Source organism: Paenibacillus litoralis, from assembly GCF_046244365.1.
GTDB lineage: Bacteria > Bacillota > Bacilli > Paenibacillales > NBRC-103111 > Paenibacillus_V.
The window spans coordinates 1590858-1606144 of sequence record NZ_CP176395.1 but is presented as its reverse complement, the minus strand read 5'-3'; the positions used below and the strand labels follow the sequence as shown (position 1 = coordinate 1606144).

Here is a 15287-nt window from a genome sequence, read left to right as displayed (position 1 = left end):
GTAGTCATTTCCCAAATGGATAAACGGCACCAATACCAAGTCAACTTCACGGTCGCCGTTCACGTTTGTAGACATTTCCTGCGCTCAAGGGACGATGAACCCCGCCCAATGTTGAAGCGCTGATTCGCAAAAACATTTTGCCGATTCGACCCATCCCGGGGCAGAAGAATACGCGCAAAATCCGCTGGAAATCAGCTGTTAACTTCGTCTACAGAGTAGCATAATTCGGTTCACATGAACATTTTTTTAAGCGGATATTCCATCCGCTTTGTTTGCTGTACGCTTTTTCCTTGCTTGCACCAAAAAAACAAACGGCACAGGGCTTTTTTCCCATGCCGTTTCGGATTCCATTTTTATTCCCGGTCTTGTCCTTGAGCTTAACTTAATGACATTGAGCCGGATTCGGCTGCTCTTTTTGTCATTCTTCTACCAATCTCATTACCCATTCCGCTTTTGGAAATCGGCCATGAAATCGGCGAGCGCCTTGCAGCTATCGTAAGGTACGGCATTGTAGGTCGATGCGCGCAAATGGCCTACGCTGCGGTGGCCCTTCAAGCCGACGAAGCCGTTCGCTTCGGATTCTTTAATGAACGCCTTCTCCAGCTCTTCGCTTTGCAGCTTGAAGGTGATGTTCATGATCGAGCGGCTGTCCTTCGCAGCCAGTCCCTCGTAGAAGCCGCCGCTGCCGTCGATCGTGTCGTACACGAGCGCCGTTTTTTCCAGGTTGCGCTGCTCCATCACGGAAAGGCCGCCGTTCTCCTTAATCCATTTCAGCACCAGATTGACGATATATACGGAATACGCCGGCGGCGTATTGTAAAGCGAATCATTCTTCAGATGCGTGCTGTAGCGCATCATCGTCGGCACGTGCTTAGGCGAATCCTTCAGGTAGTCTTCACGCGCGATGACGACCGTTACGCCGGAAGGCCCGAGGTTTTTTTGCGCGCCCGCATAAATCATCGAGAATTTGGAGGCATCGAACGAACGCGACAAAATATCGCTCGACATGTCGCCGATCAGCGGTACGCCGCCTGTATTCGGGAACTCGTGGTATTGCGTGCCCGCGATCGTCTCGTTTGACGTCACATGCAGGTACGCCGCGTTATCCGGCACGCGGATGTCGCTTAGCGCCGGGATGTTCAGCAAACCGCTTTCGTTCGAGCTGGCGGCGATAACGACTTCCCCGAACAGCTGAGCTTCTTGATAAGCCTTCTCCGCCCAGCTGCCGGTCATCACATAGGCGCCGACCTTGTCCGCCGTAAGCAGATTCATCGGGATCATCGCGAACTGCGTGCTCGCTCCGCCTTGCAGGAAGAGCACTTTATAACCGGCCGGCAAGCCGAGCAGCTCAAGCAGCAGCTGCTGCGTTTCGCCGTTCACTTGCTCGTATTCTTTGCTGCGGTGGGAAATTTCCATGATCGACATGCCGATTCCTTTGAAATCGACGAATTCCTGCTGCGCCTTCTGTAACACTTCAAGCGGCAGCGCTGCCGGCCCCGCGTTGAAATTGTATGCCCGTTTCGTCATTCGTAAACCACCTTCGCTTGTACGTAATATCGCTATGATAGCAAGTTTCCTGCGGCGCTTCAAGCGATTAAAGCGTTATTTTGTCTCTTTTGTCCAAAAATCGGCCAACCTGTGACACAAGCATGTACAGCTGCTCCCAAAACGTTTCGATCCGGACAAGCTGCGCTCCCGTTACATCTTGGCTTTGACCGTTCTTGCGTACTCGGTGGGCGACATGTCGACAACGGATTTGAATTGCCTGGAAAAACTGTGGACGCTGCTGTATTGCAGAAGCTCCGCTATTTCCGTGATATTGTGCCGCTCCTCCCGGATCAAACGTTTCGCCCGATCGATCTTCAGCGTACGAAAATACTGCATCACGCTTTGGCCGGTCTTCTCCTTGAAGATCGCAAAAGCGTAGCTTCTGCTAATAGTAAACGCCTGGCAGAGCCGCTCGATGCTCAAATTTTGATAGACGTGTTGTTCCATGAAAGCGCACATCTGTTTCACGCAGTCGTTGTCGCTTTGTTCCTTGGCGGCACCCGATAGCCGATGGCTGCTGACGGAACTGCCGGCGTATCCAAGCAAGCGGATGAGCAGCAGCTCCAGATGGATGCGCAGCAGCTGCTCCGCCGCCGCGGGAGCGTCGGGCCGTCTCCGCAGCGTATGGTTGCGCGGGTCGTCGAACGGAGGGAAGAAAGCGGCAAAGCCGTTCTTGAGCATCTGCACGAGCAGCTGCTGATTGTCGGCGTTGAGCGAAAAAATTTTGTTCTCGAAGAAGCGGATGCCTGGCGAACGGCAAACGAAGGAGATGATGATCACGTTCGGCGCGATCTTCTTGTTGGCCCATACGTTGTGGTACTCGTTCGGTTTATGAAAAATAATGTCCCCTTGCTTCAGCAAATAAATCTCCTTGTCCGCGATCACTTGCACTTCGCCCTTGTCCACGTAAACGAACTCCCAGAAGTTATGCTTCTCTCCGTCAAAAATAAAATCCTTGGAAAATTCAAAATAATGCAAAGAGACGATTTGTTTCACCGTGAGATATTCGGCAAGCTTCGTTTTGGGAAAACGGATCATGGCCATCGCGTCGACCGGGCCTCCTATCGAATCAATCATGGACGTTATGATAAAGGATATGGATTCTATGATAAAGAAAAACGGGGCGGTTTGAAATACAATCTTCACAAGACAGGAAATAAAATTTGATTCGTGCCGGGCGGCGAATTCCGGTACAAGATTGGGAGGGGATCAAGATGAATGTACTGGCTGTCGGCTGCCATCCCGACGATCTGGAGATCGGCTGCGGCGGGACGCTGGCGAAGCTTGCTTCCCAGGGCCATCATGTGACCATGGTTCATGTGGCGAACGGCAATAAAGGCCATGCGGTCATACCGCCGGATCAATTGAGAGCGATTCGGAAACAAGAAGCGGCGGAAGCAGGGAAGCTGATCGGGGCGTCGGTTATCAGTCTCGATATCCCCGATCTGACGGTCAAATGCGACCATGACGAGCTCGTCCGCAAGCTTGCCGGCGTTATCCGCGACACGAAGCCCGACTATATCATTACGCATCCGCCGGAAGATTACATGAAGGATCATATGGAAGTGTCGAAGGCCGTATTCGACGCCAGCTTTGCGGCTTCGGTGCCTCATTATGAAGCGGAAGGAAGCTCTCCTTCTTACGGCAAGGTTCCGCCGATTTTTTATATGGACACGCTGGCCGGCGTCGGCTTCCTGCCGACCGAATACGTCGACATTTCAGCCTTCATGGACCTGAAAATTCGCATGAACGATTGTCACCAAAGCCAGATCAAATGGCTTCGCGAGCATGACGGCATCGATTTTCTCGACTTCGTGCGCACCGTCTCCAAGTTCCGCGGCCTGCAATGCGGCAAGCCTTATGCCGAAGGATTCAAACAGTGCCAAGCATGGCCGAGATTGACGACAGAACGGCTGCTGCCTTAGCAGGCAGTCGAAAGCCTATATAGAAGGAGTGACTGGTCGATGAATTTTATGCAAACGGTCGGCGGTTCGATGCTGGAAGGATTTTATCCCCGAGGCTGGGACTTGGGCAAAATCGATGCCTGCTGCGCAAACGATCCCCAGACGATAAGCGAGCGGCAGTCTTTCTGGCACCCCCGATTCGAGACCGTCGCCTGCGAGCTGGTGCCGGAGTTCGATATGAAGATGGGGCACGAAATCGCTTTGCAAATCCGCGGCGCGAAGGAAGCGGGACGTAAGCTCGCGATCATTTTGCCTGCCGGGCCGATGGGCATGTACAAATGGGCGGTTTATTTTCTGCAGCAATGGCAAGTCGATTGTTCCCATGTGCACGGCTTCAATATGGACGAATGGAGCGACAGCGAAGGAAGAACGCTGCCGTCCGACAATCCCGGCTCGTTCCAGTATGCCATGGAACAAGCGTTTTACGGTCCGCTCGGACCGCTTACCGTCCCCGCTAATCAGCGCAATTTTGCCACCAAAGACAATCTCCCGACCTATTCGGAGAAAATCGCTGCGCTCCAAGCGGAGGGAGCGGAGCTGATCACCGTGTTCGGCATCGGCCGAATGCTGCATATCGCCTTCTGGGAGCCGCATTTCGCCGAGGAATACGAGAATGAAGCGCAGTGGCGCGAGCAGGCTTGCCGCATCGGCGCGAAGCTGCATCCGCTGACGGTCGAGCAGAACGCGATTACGAGCTTCAAGAGCCGGACGACGCTGGTACCTTGTTACGCGAATACGATCGGGCCGGGTTTGTTTCTCCGATCCGACCGCATCATCGGCGGCTGCGACGGCGTGCTGGGCCGCGGCATGCAGTGGCAGGGACTTTCATTGTGGACGACGCTTCGGCACGGGCCGGATATGTGGCTGCCTTCCACCTTCATGCCGACTCTCCCCGGCAAACTGTTCTATTTAAACGAGCTGGCCGGACCTTTGTCTGCGGAAATCAATTGAATTTCATCCGAGACGTCACTTGCAACGAAGGGGCGGCATGTTTCCGCGTCATCCTGCAATAAAAGCAACTACTTAACGAGCATCGATTCATAGCCGCCTAGGAATCCGCAAGGACTCGATAGGCGGCTTTTTCGCATTCCGCCGAATATTCGCGATTCGCAAGGGCAACACTATCTCATTGTTGTTCCTATCAATCTCATGAACGATTAGCTTGGCTAGGCACTTCGCTTTGCGGAGCAAACTACTTAAGGAGGCTTTCCTATGCCGGACATGTTACGTTTATTCGTCGCGCTGCCGCTACCGGATACGACGAAACGCGCTTTGCAGGAGAAATGCGAGGCGCTTCGCTCACGGCTGTCATTTCAGAAATGGGTTCACCGCGACGACTATCACATTACGCTAAAATTTCTGGGCGACACTCCGCCGCAGCAAGCCGCCAAGCTTACGGACGCGCTGCGCGAGGCGGCTCGAGCCGTCCGTCCCTTCCCGCTTTCGCTCGAAGGCCTCGGCGCATTCGGGCCTCCGGCCGCTCCGAAAATTTTATGGGCGGGCGTGCAGGGAGACAAGTCCGCGCTGCATAAGCTTCAGCAAGCCGTCGATATCTCCCTGGCCAAAGCCGGATATGCCGCCGAGGAGAAGGCCTACAAGCCTCATATCAGTCTCGCCCGCCGGTATGCCGGAACGGATCCGCTCGAACGGGACGAATTGGCACGGCAAGAGGACGCGATCGCGCTTTCGCGGACGGTCGAACGGCGTGACATTGAACCGTCGATAGAAACGCCAAAAAGCCCGCTCGCTTGGCAGGCTTCCGATGTTGTGCTGTATGTAAGCCATCTCGGCAAAACACCGATGTACGAGATCGTCGAAACCTTCCCTCTTAATCAAACCGCCCCCGTACCGGCCGCATCATTCAAAGCATACTCCGTTGAAGACGCTTCCTGTCCGGGCGGCTTCGTTTTCCCGTAGTTCCGGACTATGGAAATCGTATAAGAAACCATGGCGATCGCAAGCATAACAAGCATAACGACGATAAAAACTTTACTTTTCATTTTGGCGCAATTTCCTTTCCCATACCCCTAGGAGTCGTTTCACTCAAACAAAAAACTGCCGAGTCGATCGACAGTTTTTCGAAAGCCACCTATGATTATACCTGTTTCGGGCACGTTAAACAAAAGAAAACTTTGCGAAGATTCACTCTTCGCCGAACCGGATCTTCCGGTGCCGAGACAAACTGCGCCGCGATGCCGCAACAAGGCGGCATTTTACCGGTTAAACAGCTCGTCACGGATCGCATCCAGCGAATAGCGGCTTACGGGAGCCTCTTCCCGGCTGATCCATTTGCCTTTGGTGAAATCCGGTATGCTGACCGGCGCGCTTCCGAGCGCGACCGATTCCTCCGACAATACCGTAATCGCCATCCATACGGCCGTATCGTATACGTCTATCGGCGTTTGCGTCCCGTTCATCACGCTTTCCGCAAAGGAGCGGAGCACCAAATAATCCATCCCGCCATGCCCGCCGCGAACCCCCATATTCAAGTACTCTTTCCAGATCGGATGCTCGTACTCCTCGCGGTACGGATCGAAAGACTCCCACGTATGCGCGGGACTTCTGCCTTCGATATGAACCGAGTTGTTGTCTTCCATCCAGAGCCCTTTGGTCCCCTGCACTCTTCCCGCTCTCGAATATGGCCGAGGCAGGGTCGTGTCGTGAATAATATGTATCGTTTCGCCGCCTGCGCACTTGATCATCGTCGTTACGATATCGCCTTGGGCGAATTCCGTCTTCGCGAGCGGATCGTTCTCTCCGAATTGCTCCGCCGCCCACTGCTTGAGCCCGCGGGCTTTCGAAGCCATCGAAGTCAAGGACACGAGTCTATTGCCCCTGTTGATATTCAATGTCTTCGAGACTGGACCCAGTCCGTGTATCGGATAAAGCTCGCCATTGCGGTGCAAATAATTGCGGTAGCGGTTATGCTTATTTTGTTCGCCAAGCGCCACTTCGTCGCGCAAATCATGCTCGTAGCCGCACTGGCAGTGGATCAGCTCGCCCAGCAGCCCTTGCTTCACCATATTCATCACCGCGAGCTCTTCGCGGCCGTAACAGCAGTTCTCGAGCAGCATGCAAGGCACTCCGGTCTGCTCCGAAGTGCGGACCAGATCCCAGCATTCCTCCAAGGATGCCGCCCCGCCCACTTCGATACCGGCGTATTTGCCCGCTTTCATAGCCGCAATAGCGATCTCGGCATGCGTAATCCACGTCGTCGCGATAATGACGCCTTGCAGATCCTCGCGGGCGAGAAGCTTTTTATAATCTCCATACGCTTCCGCTGCGGGCCGGCCCGATTGAGCGACCAGCTCCATTCCCAACTGCAGCCGCTCCTCATATAGATCGCAGACAGCCGTTATTTCCACATCCTCCATCTCCAGAAGAAGCGAAAGAAGCCCTCTACCGCGCCCTCCGAGCCCGATCACACCCAATTTTACAATCTTCTGCCTTGGTTCCATCGATTTCCTTCCTTTCTGATTTCCGCGGATGTTAGCTTGTTTCTTCCTTATAAGACACTATTCCATCATAGCTTAAACCTTCCGAACGAGAAATAAACATTTCTTGATATCCTTAAAAACGCCACTTTGCCGGTCGAGCTGAAACGGGAACAGACATATGAGATTGGACGCAAAAAAGAGCGGACAACGCTAAGCGTCGTCCGCCCTGCATGGGTTACATGGCAGCAGCCGAATGGTCATCCGTTACAAGATCCAGCCTTAAGCCCATCGCCCTCGCCACCGTTTGGAGCGTATCGATCCGCGGGATGACACCGCTTCTTTCCAGCCTTGCGATCGCGGCTTGCTTCAAGCCTGCGCGTTCGGCAAGCTGCGCTTGCGTCAACCCAAGCTCGTGACGGCGGGCTACGATTTTGGCTGCCAGCTGCGGGGTAATCTCCGCATTCTCGCTTGCTTCATTCGGCAATGCACCTGCTTCACTCCAATTAATCAACTGCTTCTCCTCCCAACCGGAACCGGCTTCGCCGTCCTTTGATGACAGAATCCGTTTCGCGTCGAAATATCCGTGCGGACAAGTGACAGACAACCTATCTGATCGGTATTCAACAAGGATAAACGCCTTACGGCAACTCCAAAGGCCGCACGTTTACCGGTAAATGGAACAATCAGCGAAGCCATATCCTCTGAGATTTTCAAAAAAAACCTCCAGGAGGCCTGGAGGTTCGCATACAACGTTGGATGCGAGGCGCAATTAACAGTCAAAGTAAAGCGAATACTCGTGCGGATGAATACGGATCGATACCGCTTTAGCTTCGGAACGCTTAATATCGATATAATTGCTGATGAAGTCAGGTGTGAACACGCCGCCTTCAGTCAAGAACTCGCTATCCGCTTGCAGGGCGTCAAGCGCTTCGTCAAGGCTTGCCGGCACGCTGCGGATTTCGGAAAGCTCGGCTGGGGACAGCTCATAGATGTTCTTGTCGAACGGCCCGTAGCCCAAATTGCGCGGATCGATTTTTTTCTTGATACCGTCAAGTCCTGCCATCAGCATGGCAGCGAACGCGAGGTACGGGTTAGCCGTGGAGTCCGGCGTACGGAACTCGATGCGGCAGCCTTTAGGCGTTACGGCTGCAACCGGAATACGAACGGCTGCGGAACGGTTGCCTTTGGAGAACACGAGGTTGACCGGCGCTTCATAGCCTGGAACCAGACGTTTGAAGGAGTTCGTGCTCGGGTTCGTGATCGCGATCAGGGCCGGAGCGTGGTACAAAATACCGCCGATGTAGTGCAAAGCCAATTCGCTCAGGTTCGCGTAACCGCCTTTTTCGTAGAACAATGGCTCGTCGCCGTTGAAGATCGAGGAGTGAACGTGCATTCCGCTACCGTTGTCGCCGAACAGCGGCTTCGGCATGAAGGTTGCCACTTTGCCCCACTGGCGAGCTACGTTGTGAATGATGTATTTGTATTTCATCAGGTTGTCGGCTGTTTTCGTCAGCGTGTCGAAACGGAAGTTGATTTCGCCTTGGCCGGCAGTCGCCACTTCGTGGTGATGACGCTCGATGCGCAGGCCCGCTTCCATCATCAAGCGGCACATTTCGCTGCGAATGTCTTGCTGCGTGTCGGTCGGAGCAACCGGAACATAGCCGCCTTTGTGGCCGACTTTGAAACCGAGGTTGCCGCCTTCTTCTTTACGTCCCGAGTTCCAGAACGCTTCTTCGGAATCGACTTCGAAGTACGATTTGTTGATGCCCGTTTCGTAACGAACTTCGTCGAAGATGAAAAATTCGGATTCAGGAGCGAAGTAAGCTGCCGTACCTACGCCTGCTTGTTGCATATATTCTTCCGCTTTTTGAGCGATGCCCCGCGGATCGCGGTCGTAGCGTTCGCCGTCCGGCGTATAGATGTTACACATAACGATCAATGTCGGATGTTGCGTGAAGGCGTCTACGTATACGGATTCGGTGTCCGGCATCATAACCATGTCGGATTCTTCAATACCTTTGAAGCCTGTAATCGAGGATCCGTCGAATGCTACCCCGTTAACGAACGTGCTCTCGTCGACTTCTACAGCCGGTACGGAAATATGATGCGCTTTGCCCAGCAAATCGACAAAACGGAAATCTACCCACTCGATGCTTTTTTCCTTGATTAAGTTCAATACGTGTTGTGCAGACATGATAATTCCTCCTAATTCCGAACATTCACCGTGCTTTCGACGATCATTGTTCAAGTTTTGTTTATCTTGAGCTTATTATAATCCGTCCGTTATAGAGGCGTCAATACTTATGTCAGCTATTTTTTACTCTCATGTGAGGTATGTTGACATTTTATGACCAATTTATGGCATTATAACCTTTTTGTTGTATTTGACAACCTTAACCCCAAAAATAGAGATTAGTTTTGTGCAAATCATAGTTAGTTTCCTTCATTTCACTTTCCTCCGCTCTCCCTATAATTAGAAGTAAGTTCAGCAATGAGCAGCTTCATCCAACCAAAACATGTTTGGAGGAATTAAGATGGAAAACACGCTTCGTTTATTGACCGACGAGCAAATGAGACGTTTCATCACCGAAGGATTTCTTATTCTAAATACCGACTTCTCGAAAGCGTTCCACGATGAGCTGCTGGAAAAATTGAATCACGTCTATCAGAAAGAGGGCAATCCCGGCAACAACCTGCTGCCGCGTGTCCGCGAGCTGCAAAAAGTGTTCGATCACCCGGTTGTGAAAGGCGCATTGACAAGCGTTCTCGGTCCGGACTACATGCTCCATGCGCATCGTCACGGGCACTATAACAATTCGCCGAAACCGGGCGGCTGGCATAAAGACAGCTACTGGGGCTACAACCGCACACGCAACATCCGGCCGTGGTGGGCGATGATCATGTACTTCCCACAGGACACGCCGCAAGAACTCGGACCGACAGGCGTCATGCCGGGCACGCAATACTACGAATCGCGCACGTTCAAATCCGACGAAGCCGAAGGCGAAGCGACCGCCAAAGGAGCGGCAGGCACATTCGCCCTCATCCATTACGACATTTGGCACCGTTCCACCGCCAACACCGCCGGCCTCGACCGTTATATGCTGAAGTTCGAATTCATGCGCACGCAAACGCCGGCAGCCCCGACATGGGACAACCGGGAGTCCGAATGGGTCACGCCTGCCGCCTTCAGTACGCCGATTGTGCCGCATGAGGCGCTTTGGCGGGATTCATGGAACTGGCTGTCCGGCCGCGAGGCATCCGAGCATGCCGTATACACGGCGGAAACGGGCGACACGGCGGCGCTTCTTGAACAGCTTCGCAGCGGAGATGAGCAAGCCAAAGCAAAAGCGGCCGACCAATTGGCCTTGCTTGGCGGTAAAGCCGCAGCCGCCGGAGCGGTACCGGCGCTTGCCGCCGTGCTGGAGGAGCCGTTCGAGCCTGCAGCGCTCAACGCCGCCTACGGATTGGCCCGCATGGGCGAAGCCGGCGTATCGGCGCTGCTCCAAGCGTTGCGCCACGACTCCAAGCACGTTGCGCGCACGGCGGCTTACGGCCTGTCCGTCGCAGGCGAGCAAGCAGTCGCAGGCTTGACCGAAGCGCTGCAAAGTGAAAACGAGCAAACCGTTGCGCTCGCCGTGTTCGCGCTTGGTGAATTGCAAAGCAAAGCGTCGTCCGCCTTGCCTGCCCTTATTCGTCTGCTGGACGGTCCGTCCGAGGCGATTCGCCGCGTCGCCGTGGAAGCGCTAGGAACAATCGGCGACCCGGGTATCGATTCGGTCGTCGCGCTAGGCAAATGCTTAAAGGACGAAGACGCGCAAGTACGGTTCATGACCGGCCTGTCGCTTTGCAAGCTGGGCTCCAGAGCGGAAGCCGCAATTCCGCAGCTGATCGAAGCGCTGGAGGACGACAACCGTTACGTTCGCGCGCATGCCGCCGAAGCACTCTACTACATCGGCACGCCGAAATCGTCGGAAGCGCTGTTGGACTTCCTGCGCTCCGCCCGCTGGTGCCCGACGACGACGCCGGCAAGCACGTTTTATCCGTAATGCCGCCGTTCTCTAACGCCAAACATCCATCCGCAGCAGATGCCGCCGGATGGATGTTTTTTTCTTTTAACTAAGAGACCGCTATCCCGGCCGCATCCCCGCCTTTTTTTTGGCCAAAGCCGACGAAATCAGGACAATCAGCGGAACAATCAAGCCCACTGTGAAAATAGCGGGAGGCCACGTGTTTTCATCCCACTTCGCCTGATAGACGGTATCGGGATAAATGATCAATGACCATACGACCATAAGAACGCCGAGGGGATAAATCAGAATGCTGTCATCGCGCAGCCTAAGCAGTTGCCCGAGCCCTTTCAGAGACGCATAAAAATACAGATTGAGCTTGATAAACAGGGAAATCATCCAGATCGTAGCCATGAACACCTCGATGCGGGTTATGAAGCTGCCGATATTGATTTTTTGCGCGAGCACATAGTTCGGATAAGACAGTTGCCCCGTCATCTCCGCGCCCAGCACCGAGATGCAAACCACGGTCAACGTGAATAAAAACATGCCGCCGAGCAGGTTCCCCTGCCAAAATGCTTTCCAGACTCGCTTAGGCTCCATCGCCGTCGACGGGATAACCATCAGCATCACAATGACCGGAAACGAGGAATAGCTCATATAAGACAATACTCCCTTTACGATCGGCAAGAAGCCCGACACCATAACGGGCCGGAGCTTCGCACCCTTCATCTCGGGGATAACGAACAAGACCATCAATACGAACAAAACGGCAAAAAAGATAAACAGAACCTCCGTCGAGCGGGCCAGCGTACCAAGACCGAGGCGCAAGCCTGCCACCACCGCAACCGCAAAAAGGCAGTTCAAGGCGACGATCGGCGTTTCCGGCATGATTTGCGTCGCAACGAAGCTGCCAACATAAAAAAGATTCGAACACGCGCCGCCGGCAAACGAAACGAAGATGAACAGAAGCGAAACGGCCGTACCCAGCCACGGGCCAAGACGCTTGCGGGCCATCTCGACAAACGTCAGGCGCGGTTCGGCACGAGCCAAAGCCGCATACAGCCAAATGACGGCCAAGCTTCCTCCCATTCCCGCCAAAATCGAGATCCATGCATCTTGCTTGGCGGATTGGATTGCGCCAAGCGGCACGAACAAGATGGAGCTGCCGATGGTGAATAACGCAACAAGCAACGTGAACTGGCGCACGGTTACGGAGGGCTTGCTCATGGCAGCCACCCGAATACGTATTCGCCGACCGGTTCGAATACGTACCTGATCCATTCAAGCGGATTCGGAACGGGCATCCGCAAGCTCTTGGCGATTCCGAATGCCGCTGCAACCGCCATGAATACGGCAAACACGGCCGCGTCCTTCTTTCTTTTTTGCCGCACCAGCGACGGGAATTCGAATAGGGTCAGCAGGGCGATCGCCGCCAACACACCAATTACGGCCAACATGACGCGTCACTCCTTTTTGTCCATCTCCGTCTGATAGGAATTTGTCTGCGTTCCGGTCCGTCGAATTTTAAAATCGACCTTCACGTGGACCGGCAGTGCCGCAAACGCCTCCTCCCAATCGGATTCATGCTCTTTCCAGACGTTTGGATGAGAGCGGTTGATCGTTTCTCCGAAGCCGAATATATCCGCTTTGTACTCCTTTTGCACCCTGTGTACCGTTTTATCGATCATCGCTTTCAGTTTTTGATTGCTGAGCCGCTCAAGCTGTGCAATCGTTTCGAGCTTGGTCAGGTCGATGTCGCACTGCACTTCCGCCACGTTTCCTTCGGAACGGATCGCGATTTCGATCTCCGGCTTTCCGTTCTTCATTACCGCTTTAATCGTCGTTTTCGACCGAATGAGTTCCAAGGCCAGTTTCCCGCCTCCCGGGCAAGCGATTTCACCGACACTCCGCTTTACTTTGTTCTGGATAAAGTTAAATGCTCTGCTCTCCTCTTCGTTTAACCATCCGATCAGCTTGTCTTTGCGAAAAACGCCGATCGAAGAATATTTGAGAAAAGCGTTTCCGAGAGTTTTGTCCAGATTGGAGAGGCTATCACTCTCCTTGATGTCGCCTTCCACCTCGACTCCGGATAACACCGGCGATCTGCCCGGCGTAATCATATCGGAAATCAGCTGGTCCAAAAAAACGCCGGAAGTTGGAGACCAAAACTTTTCCGAGTTTTCCAATATTTTATACAAATTGGTAGCCGGAATTTTTTCCAACAATCTCAAAACGGCCAGTACACGATCTACACGATTGTTTTTGGCCACGACGACGTAAAAATCGGTGCGCAATTCATGGTCTCTGGAAAAAAAATCGAGAATCGGCTTGATTCCTTCTCTAGCCAATTGTTCGCTGATGACCATGATGCGCAAATGGGCCAAATAAATTTTGCGAGGCGAATGGGTCGTCATGCGCCGGAAGGTTCCCATGATCGTTTGTCCCGTTTCCTGATACATCGTAACCGGTGCGAACTGCGTCCCTCTCTTGGCGGCGATTTCCTGGGGGTTGACGACTTGCACGGAAACCTCGTACTGCCCGTCCCGCTTGTCGACCCCTACGCCTACCGCAATCGAAATATCGTTCAATTCCCTCCGGCTCCAGCAACCGGCCAACAGCATCGTCCCAAGTGCCATGACGACGGCCAATACCGCAAGCTTGCGCATGTTGTTCATCGCCCCTTTGTCGATCTGACGCTGTGTTAAATTCCCGCGGCCGTAAGCGATTATGCTTGCGGATCTTCCCGCGGACCTGCCGAAGCCCCGGATTGCCGGGTCTCGTTGTTCTCCTGAACGATCTTCGGACGCGTATACATATACCGCCAAGGAAGGCGGACAATCGTATCCTTCTGATCGGAAAGACGCATCGGCGCAATCGGAGCCAAGAACGGAGTACCGAATGATTCCAGGTGGCACATATGAAGCACGAGCAAGATCATCCCCACGATAATGCCAAAAAAGCCGAATGACGCGGCGATCACCATAAAGGCGAAGCGAAGCATCCTGATCGAAATCCCAAGCTCGAAGCTTGGAAATATAAATCCGGCTATCGCGGTAATCGAAACGACGATAACCATGGCCGGAGAAACAAGTCCCGCCTCCACGGACGCTTGCCCGAGCACGAGTGCTCCTACGATGGAAATCGCAGGCCCGATCGCTTTCGGCATGCGTATGCCGGCTTCGCGCAGCAACTCGAAGGTCACTTCCATAATCAAGGCTTCGATAAAAGCCGGAAACGGGATTCCTTCGCGTTGAGCGGCCAAGCTGATCAATAGCGTCGTAGGCAGCATTTCTTGATGATAGGTTGTGAGTGCGATATACAGCGACGGGGCAAGCAAGGAAATCAGCAAAGCTACATACCGAAGCAGCCGGAGCAGCCCGAAATCGGAACGATGATAATAGTCCTCGGGAGCTTGCAGGAATTGGGTAAACAAGGCGGGAACGAGCAGCACAAAAGGCGTTCCGTCCACAAAGATGGCCACCCTACCCTCCAGCAGAGCGGCGGCCGCCACATCGGGACGCTCCGTGTTGTTAACGGTCGGAAAGACGCTGAAGGTCGAATCTTGGATCAATTCCTCGATATAGTTGCTTTCCAGAATGCCGTCGATATCGATCCGATCCAGTCTGGCCCGCAATTCGTTCAGAAGGTCCGCTTTTGCGATCCCTTCGATATGCATGATCGTCACAGCCGTTTTCGTAACCCGGCCGATCGTTCTCGTCTCCATCCACAGCTTCGAATCCTTGATTTTTCTTCTGACCATGGCGACATTCGTCTGAATGTCTTCGGTGAACCCTTCTTGCGGACCCCGAACGACAGATTGCGCGGTCGGTTCGGAGACGCTTCGACGTTCCCCTCCCCGCGTGCCGATTGCCGCCGCCTCGAGCGAGCCGTCAAGCAAAAAAACGGTATTCCCCGATAAAAGGGCGTCGAGAATCGCATTGATGTCGGTTCGGTACGATACGCTGGTTATCGGTAGCTGCCCCAAAATGGCTTCTATGTCGTTCTCTCCGCCTAGCTGCGGTTCCAAACCGCCGGCGACTCGCATAAGAAGCGACTCCAGCAGGACTAGAATCGTATCTTTATCGGCCAGCCCCTCCATATAAATCAGCGCGGCCCGGACCTCCCGCACCGGGCTCGCTTGGAATTCCCTGACGGTCAGATCGCCGCTGCGGCCAAGATTCTCCCGAATATATGCGATATTTTCCGCGAGCGTCCGGCTTAACGGCCTGCTCGCGGCTGCATGGGGCCGATTGGGCGAGGTTGACGGATTGGCGGATGCCGCAGGCTTGCCCAGCAATTTGTGGAGAAACGAACGCATACGGATC

General features: G+C 53.9%; 13 protein-coding genes. 4 read left to right on the top strand and 9 right to left on the bottom strand.

Features of this window, described 5'->3' with window-relative positions; genetic code table 11:
• Nucleotides 1-438: 438 nt before the first annotated feature.
• Together serC and ACKGJP_RS06780 are read right to left on the bottom strand one after the other, a co-directional pair.
• Entirely contained in the window at nucleotides 439-1527 is a 1089-nt protein-coding gene (gene serC, locus ACKGJP_RS06785; RefSeq protein WP_409344911.1) for a 3-phosphoserine/phosphohydroxythreonine transaminase, read from the bottom strand.
• Between the two features lie 171 nt (nucleotides 1528-1698).
• Nucleotides 1699-2592, bottom strand: a complete 894-nt coding sequence (locus tag ACKGJP_RS06780; RefSeq protein ID WP_409344910.1) for a helix-turn-helix domain-containing protein — start codon at nucleotides 2590-2592, stop codon at nucleotides 1699-1701.
• A gap of 170 nt (nucleotides 2593-2762) precedes the next feature.
• Here ACKGJP_RS06780 and ACKGJP_RS06775 point away from each other — a divergent pair, with 170 nt between their 5' ends.
• The 3 genes from ACKGJP_RS06775 (at nucleotide 2763) to thpR (ending at nucleotide 5429) form a co-directional block, all read left to right on the top strand.
• On the top strand, nucleotides 2763-3473 hold the full coding sequence (locus ACKGJP_RS06775; RefSeq protein ID WP_409344909.1) for a PIG-L deacetylase family protein: 711 nt from the start codon (nucleotides 2763-2765) through the stop codon (nucleotides 3471-3473).
• Nucleotides 3474-3512: 39 nt separating this feature from the next.
• A complete protein-coding gene (locus ACKGJP_RS06770) occupies nucleotides 3513-4463 on the top strand; it encodes a glucosamine-6-phosphate isomerase (RefSeq protein ID WP_409344908.1) in 951 nt (316 codons plus the stop codon).
• A gap of 261 nt (nucleotides 4464-4724) precedes the next feature.
• Nucleotides 4725-5429 (top strand): RNA 2',3'-cyclic phosphodiesterase, encoded by a 705-nt coding sequence (thpR, locus tag ACKGJP_RS06765; protein ID WP_409344907.1) that lies wholly within the window; start codon nucleotides 4725-4727, stop codon nucleotides 5427-5429.
• A gap of 296 nt (nucleotides 5430-5725) precedes the next feature.
• On the opposite strand, the gene ACKGJP_RS06760 is transcribed toward thpR, so the two are convergent.
• From ACKGJP_RS06760 to glnA, 3 genes are all read right to left on the bottom strand, one after another.
• Complete coding sequence (locus ACKGJP_RS06760) at nucleotides 5726-6970, bottom strand: Gfo/Idh/MocA family protein (protein ID WP_409344906.1); 1245 nt, start codon at nucleotides 6968-6970, stop codon at nucleotides 5726-5728.
• Nucleotides 6971-7184: 214 nt separating this feature from the next.
• The gene (locus ACKGJP_RS06755; protein ID WP_409344905.1) at nucleotides 7185-7460 is read right to left on the bottom strand and encodes a helix-turn-helix domain-containing protein; all 276 of its coding nucleotides are present in this window, start codon (nucleotides 7458-7460) and stop codon (nucleotides 7185-7187) included.
• Nucleotides 7461-7718: 258 nt separating this feature from the next.
• On the bottom strand, nucleotides 7719-9143 hold the full coding sequence (gene glnA / locus ACKGJP_RS06750; protein WP_409344904.1) for a type I glutamate--ammonia ligase: 1425 nt from the start codon (nucleotides 9141-9143) through the stop codon (nucleotides 7719-7721).
• 340 nt (nucleotides 9144-9483) lie between these two features.
• Between glnA and ACKGJP_RS06745 the strand changes: the two genes are divergently transcribed.
• The gene (locus ACKGJP_RS06745) at nucleotides 9484-10998 is read left to right on the top strand and encodes a HEAT repeat domain-containing protein (RefSeq protein ID WP_409344903.1); all 1515 of its coding nucleotides are present in this window, start codon (nucleotides 9484-9486) and stop codon (nucleotides 10996-10998) included.
• A gap of 81 nt (nucleotides 10999-11079) precedes the next feature.
• Here the strand turns inward: ACKGJP_RS06745 and ACKGJP_RS06740 are convergent, their stop codons facing one another.
• From ACKGJP_RS06740 to ACKGJP_RS06725, 4 genes are read right to left on the bottom strand one after another with little or no spacing between them, the layout of a single operon-like run.
• The gene (locus ACKGJP_RS06740; protein WP_409344902.1) at nucleotides 11080-12189 is read right to left on the bottom strand and encodes an endospore germination permease; all 1110 of its coding nucleotides are present in this window, start codon (nucleotides 12187-12189) and stop codon (nucleotides 11080-11082) included.
• Complete coding sequence (locus ACKGJP_RS06735) at nucleotides 12186-12419, bottom strand: hypothetical protein (protein WP_409344901.1); 234 nt, start codon at nucleotides 12417-12419, stop codon at nucleotides 12186-12188. Before ACKGJP_RS06735 ends, ACKGJP_RS06740 begins: the two co-directional genes overlap by 4 nt.
• 6 nt (nucleotides 12420-12425) lie before the next feature.
• Complete coding sequence (locus tag ACKGJP_RS06730) at nucleotides 12426-13628, bottom strand: Ger(x)C family spore germination protein (RefSeq protein ID WP_409344900.1); 1203 nt, start codon at nucleotides 13626-13628, stop codon at nucleotides 12426-12428.
• A 59-nt stretch (nucleotides 13629-13687) separates the two neighbouring features.
• Nucleotides 13688-15280, bottom strand: coding sequence for a spore germination protein (locus tag ACKGJP_RS06725; RefSeq protein WP_409344899.1), 1593 nt, complete (start codon nucleotides 15278-15280; stop codon nucleotides 13688-13690).
• Nucleotides 15281-15287 lie beyond the last annotated feature (7 nt).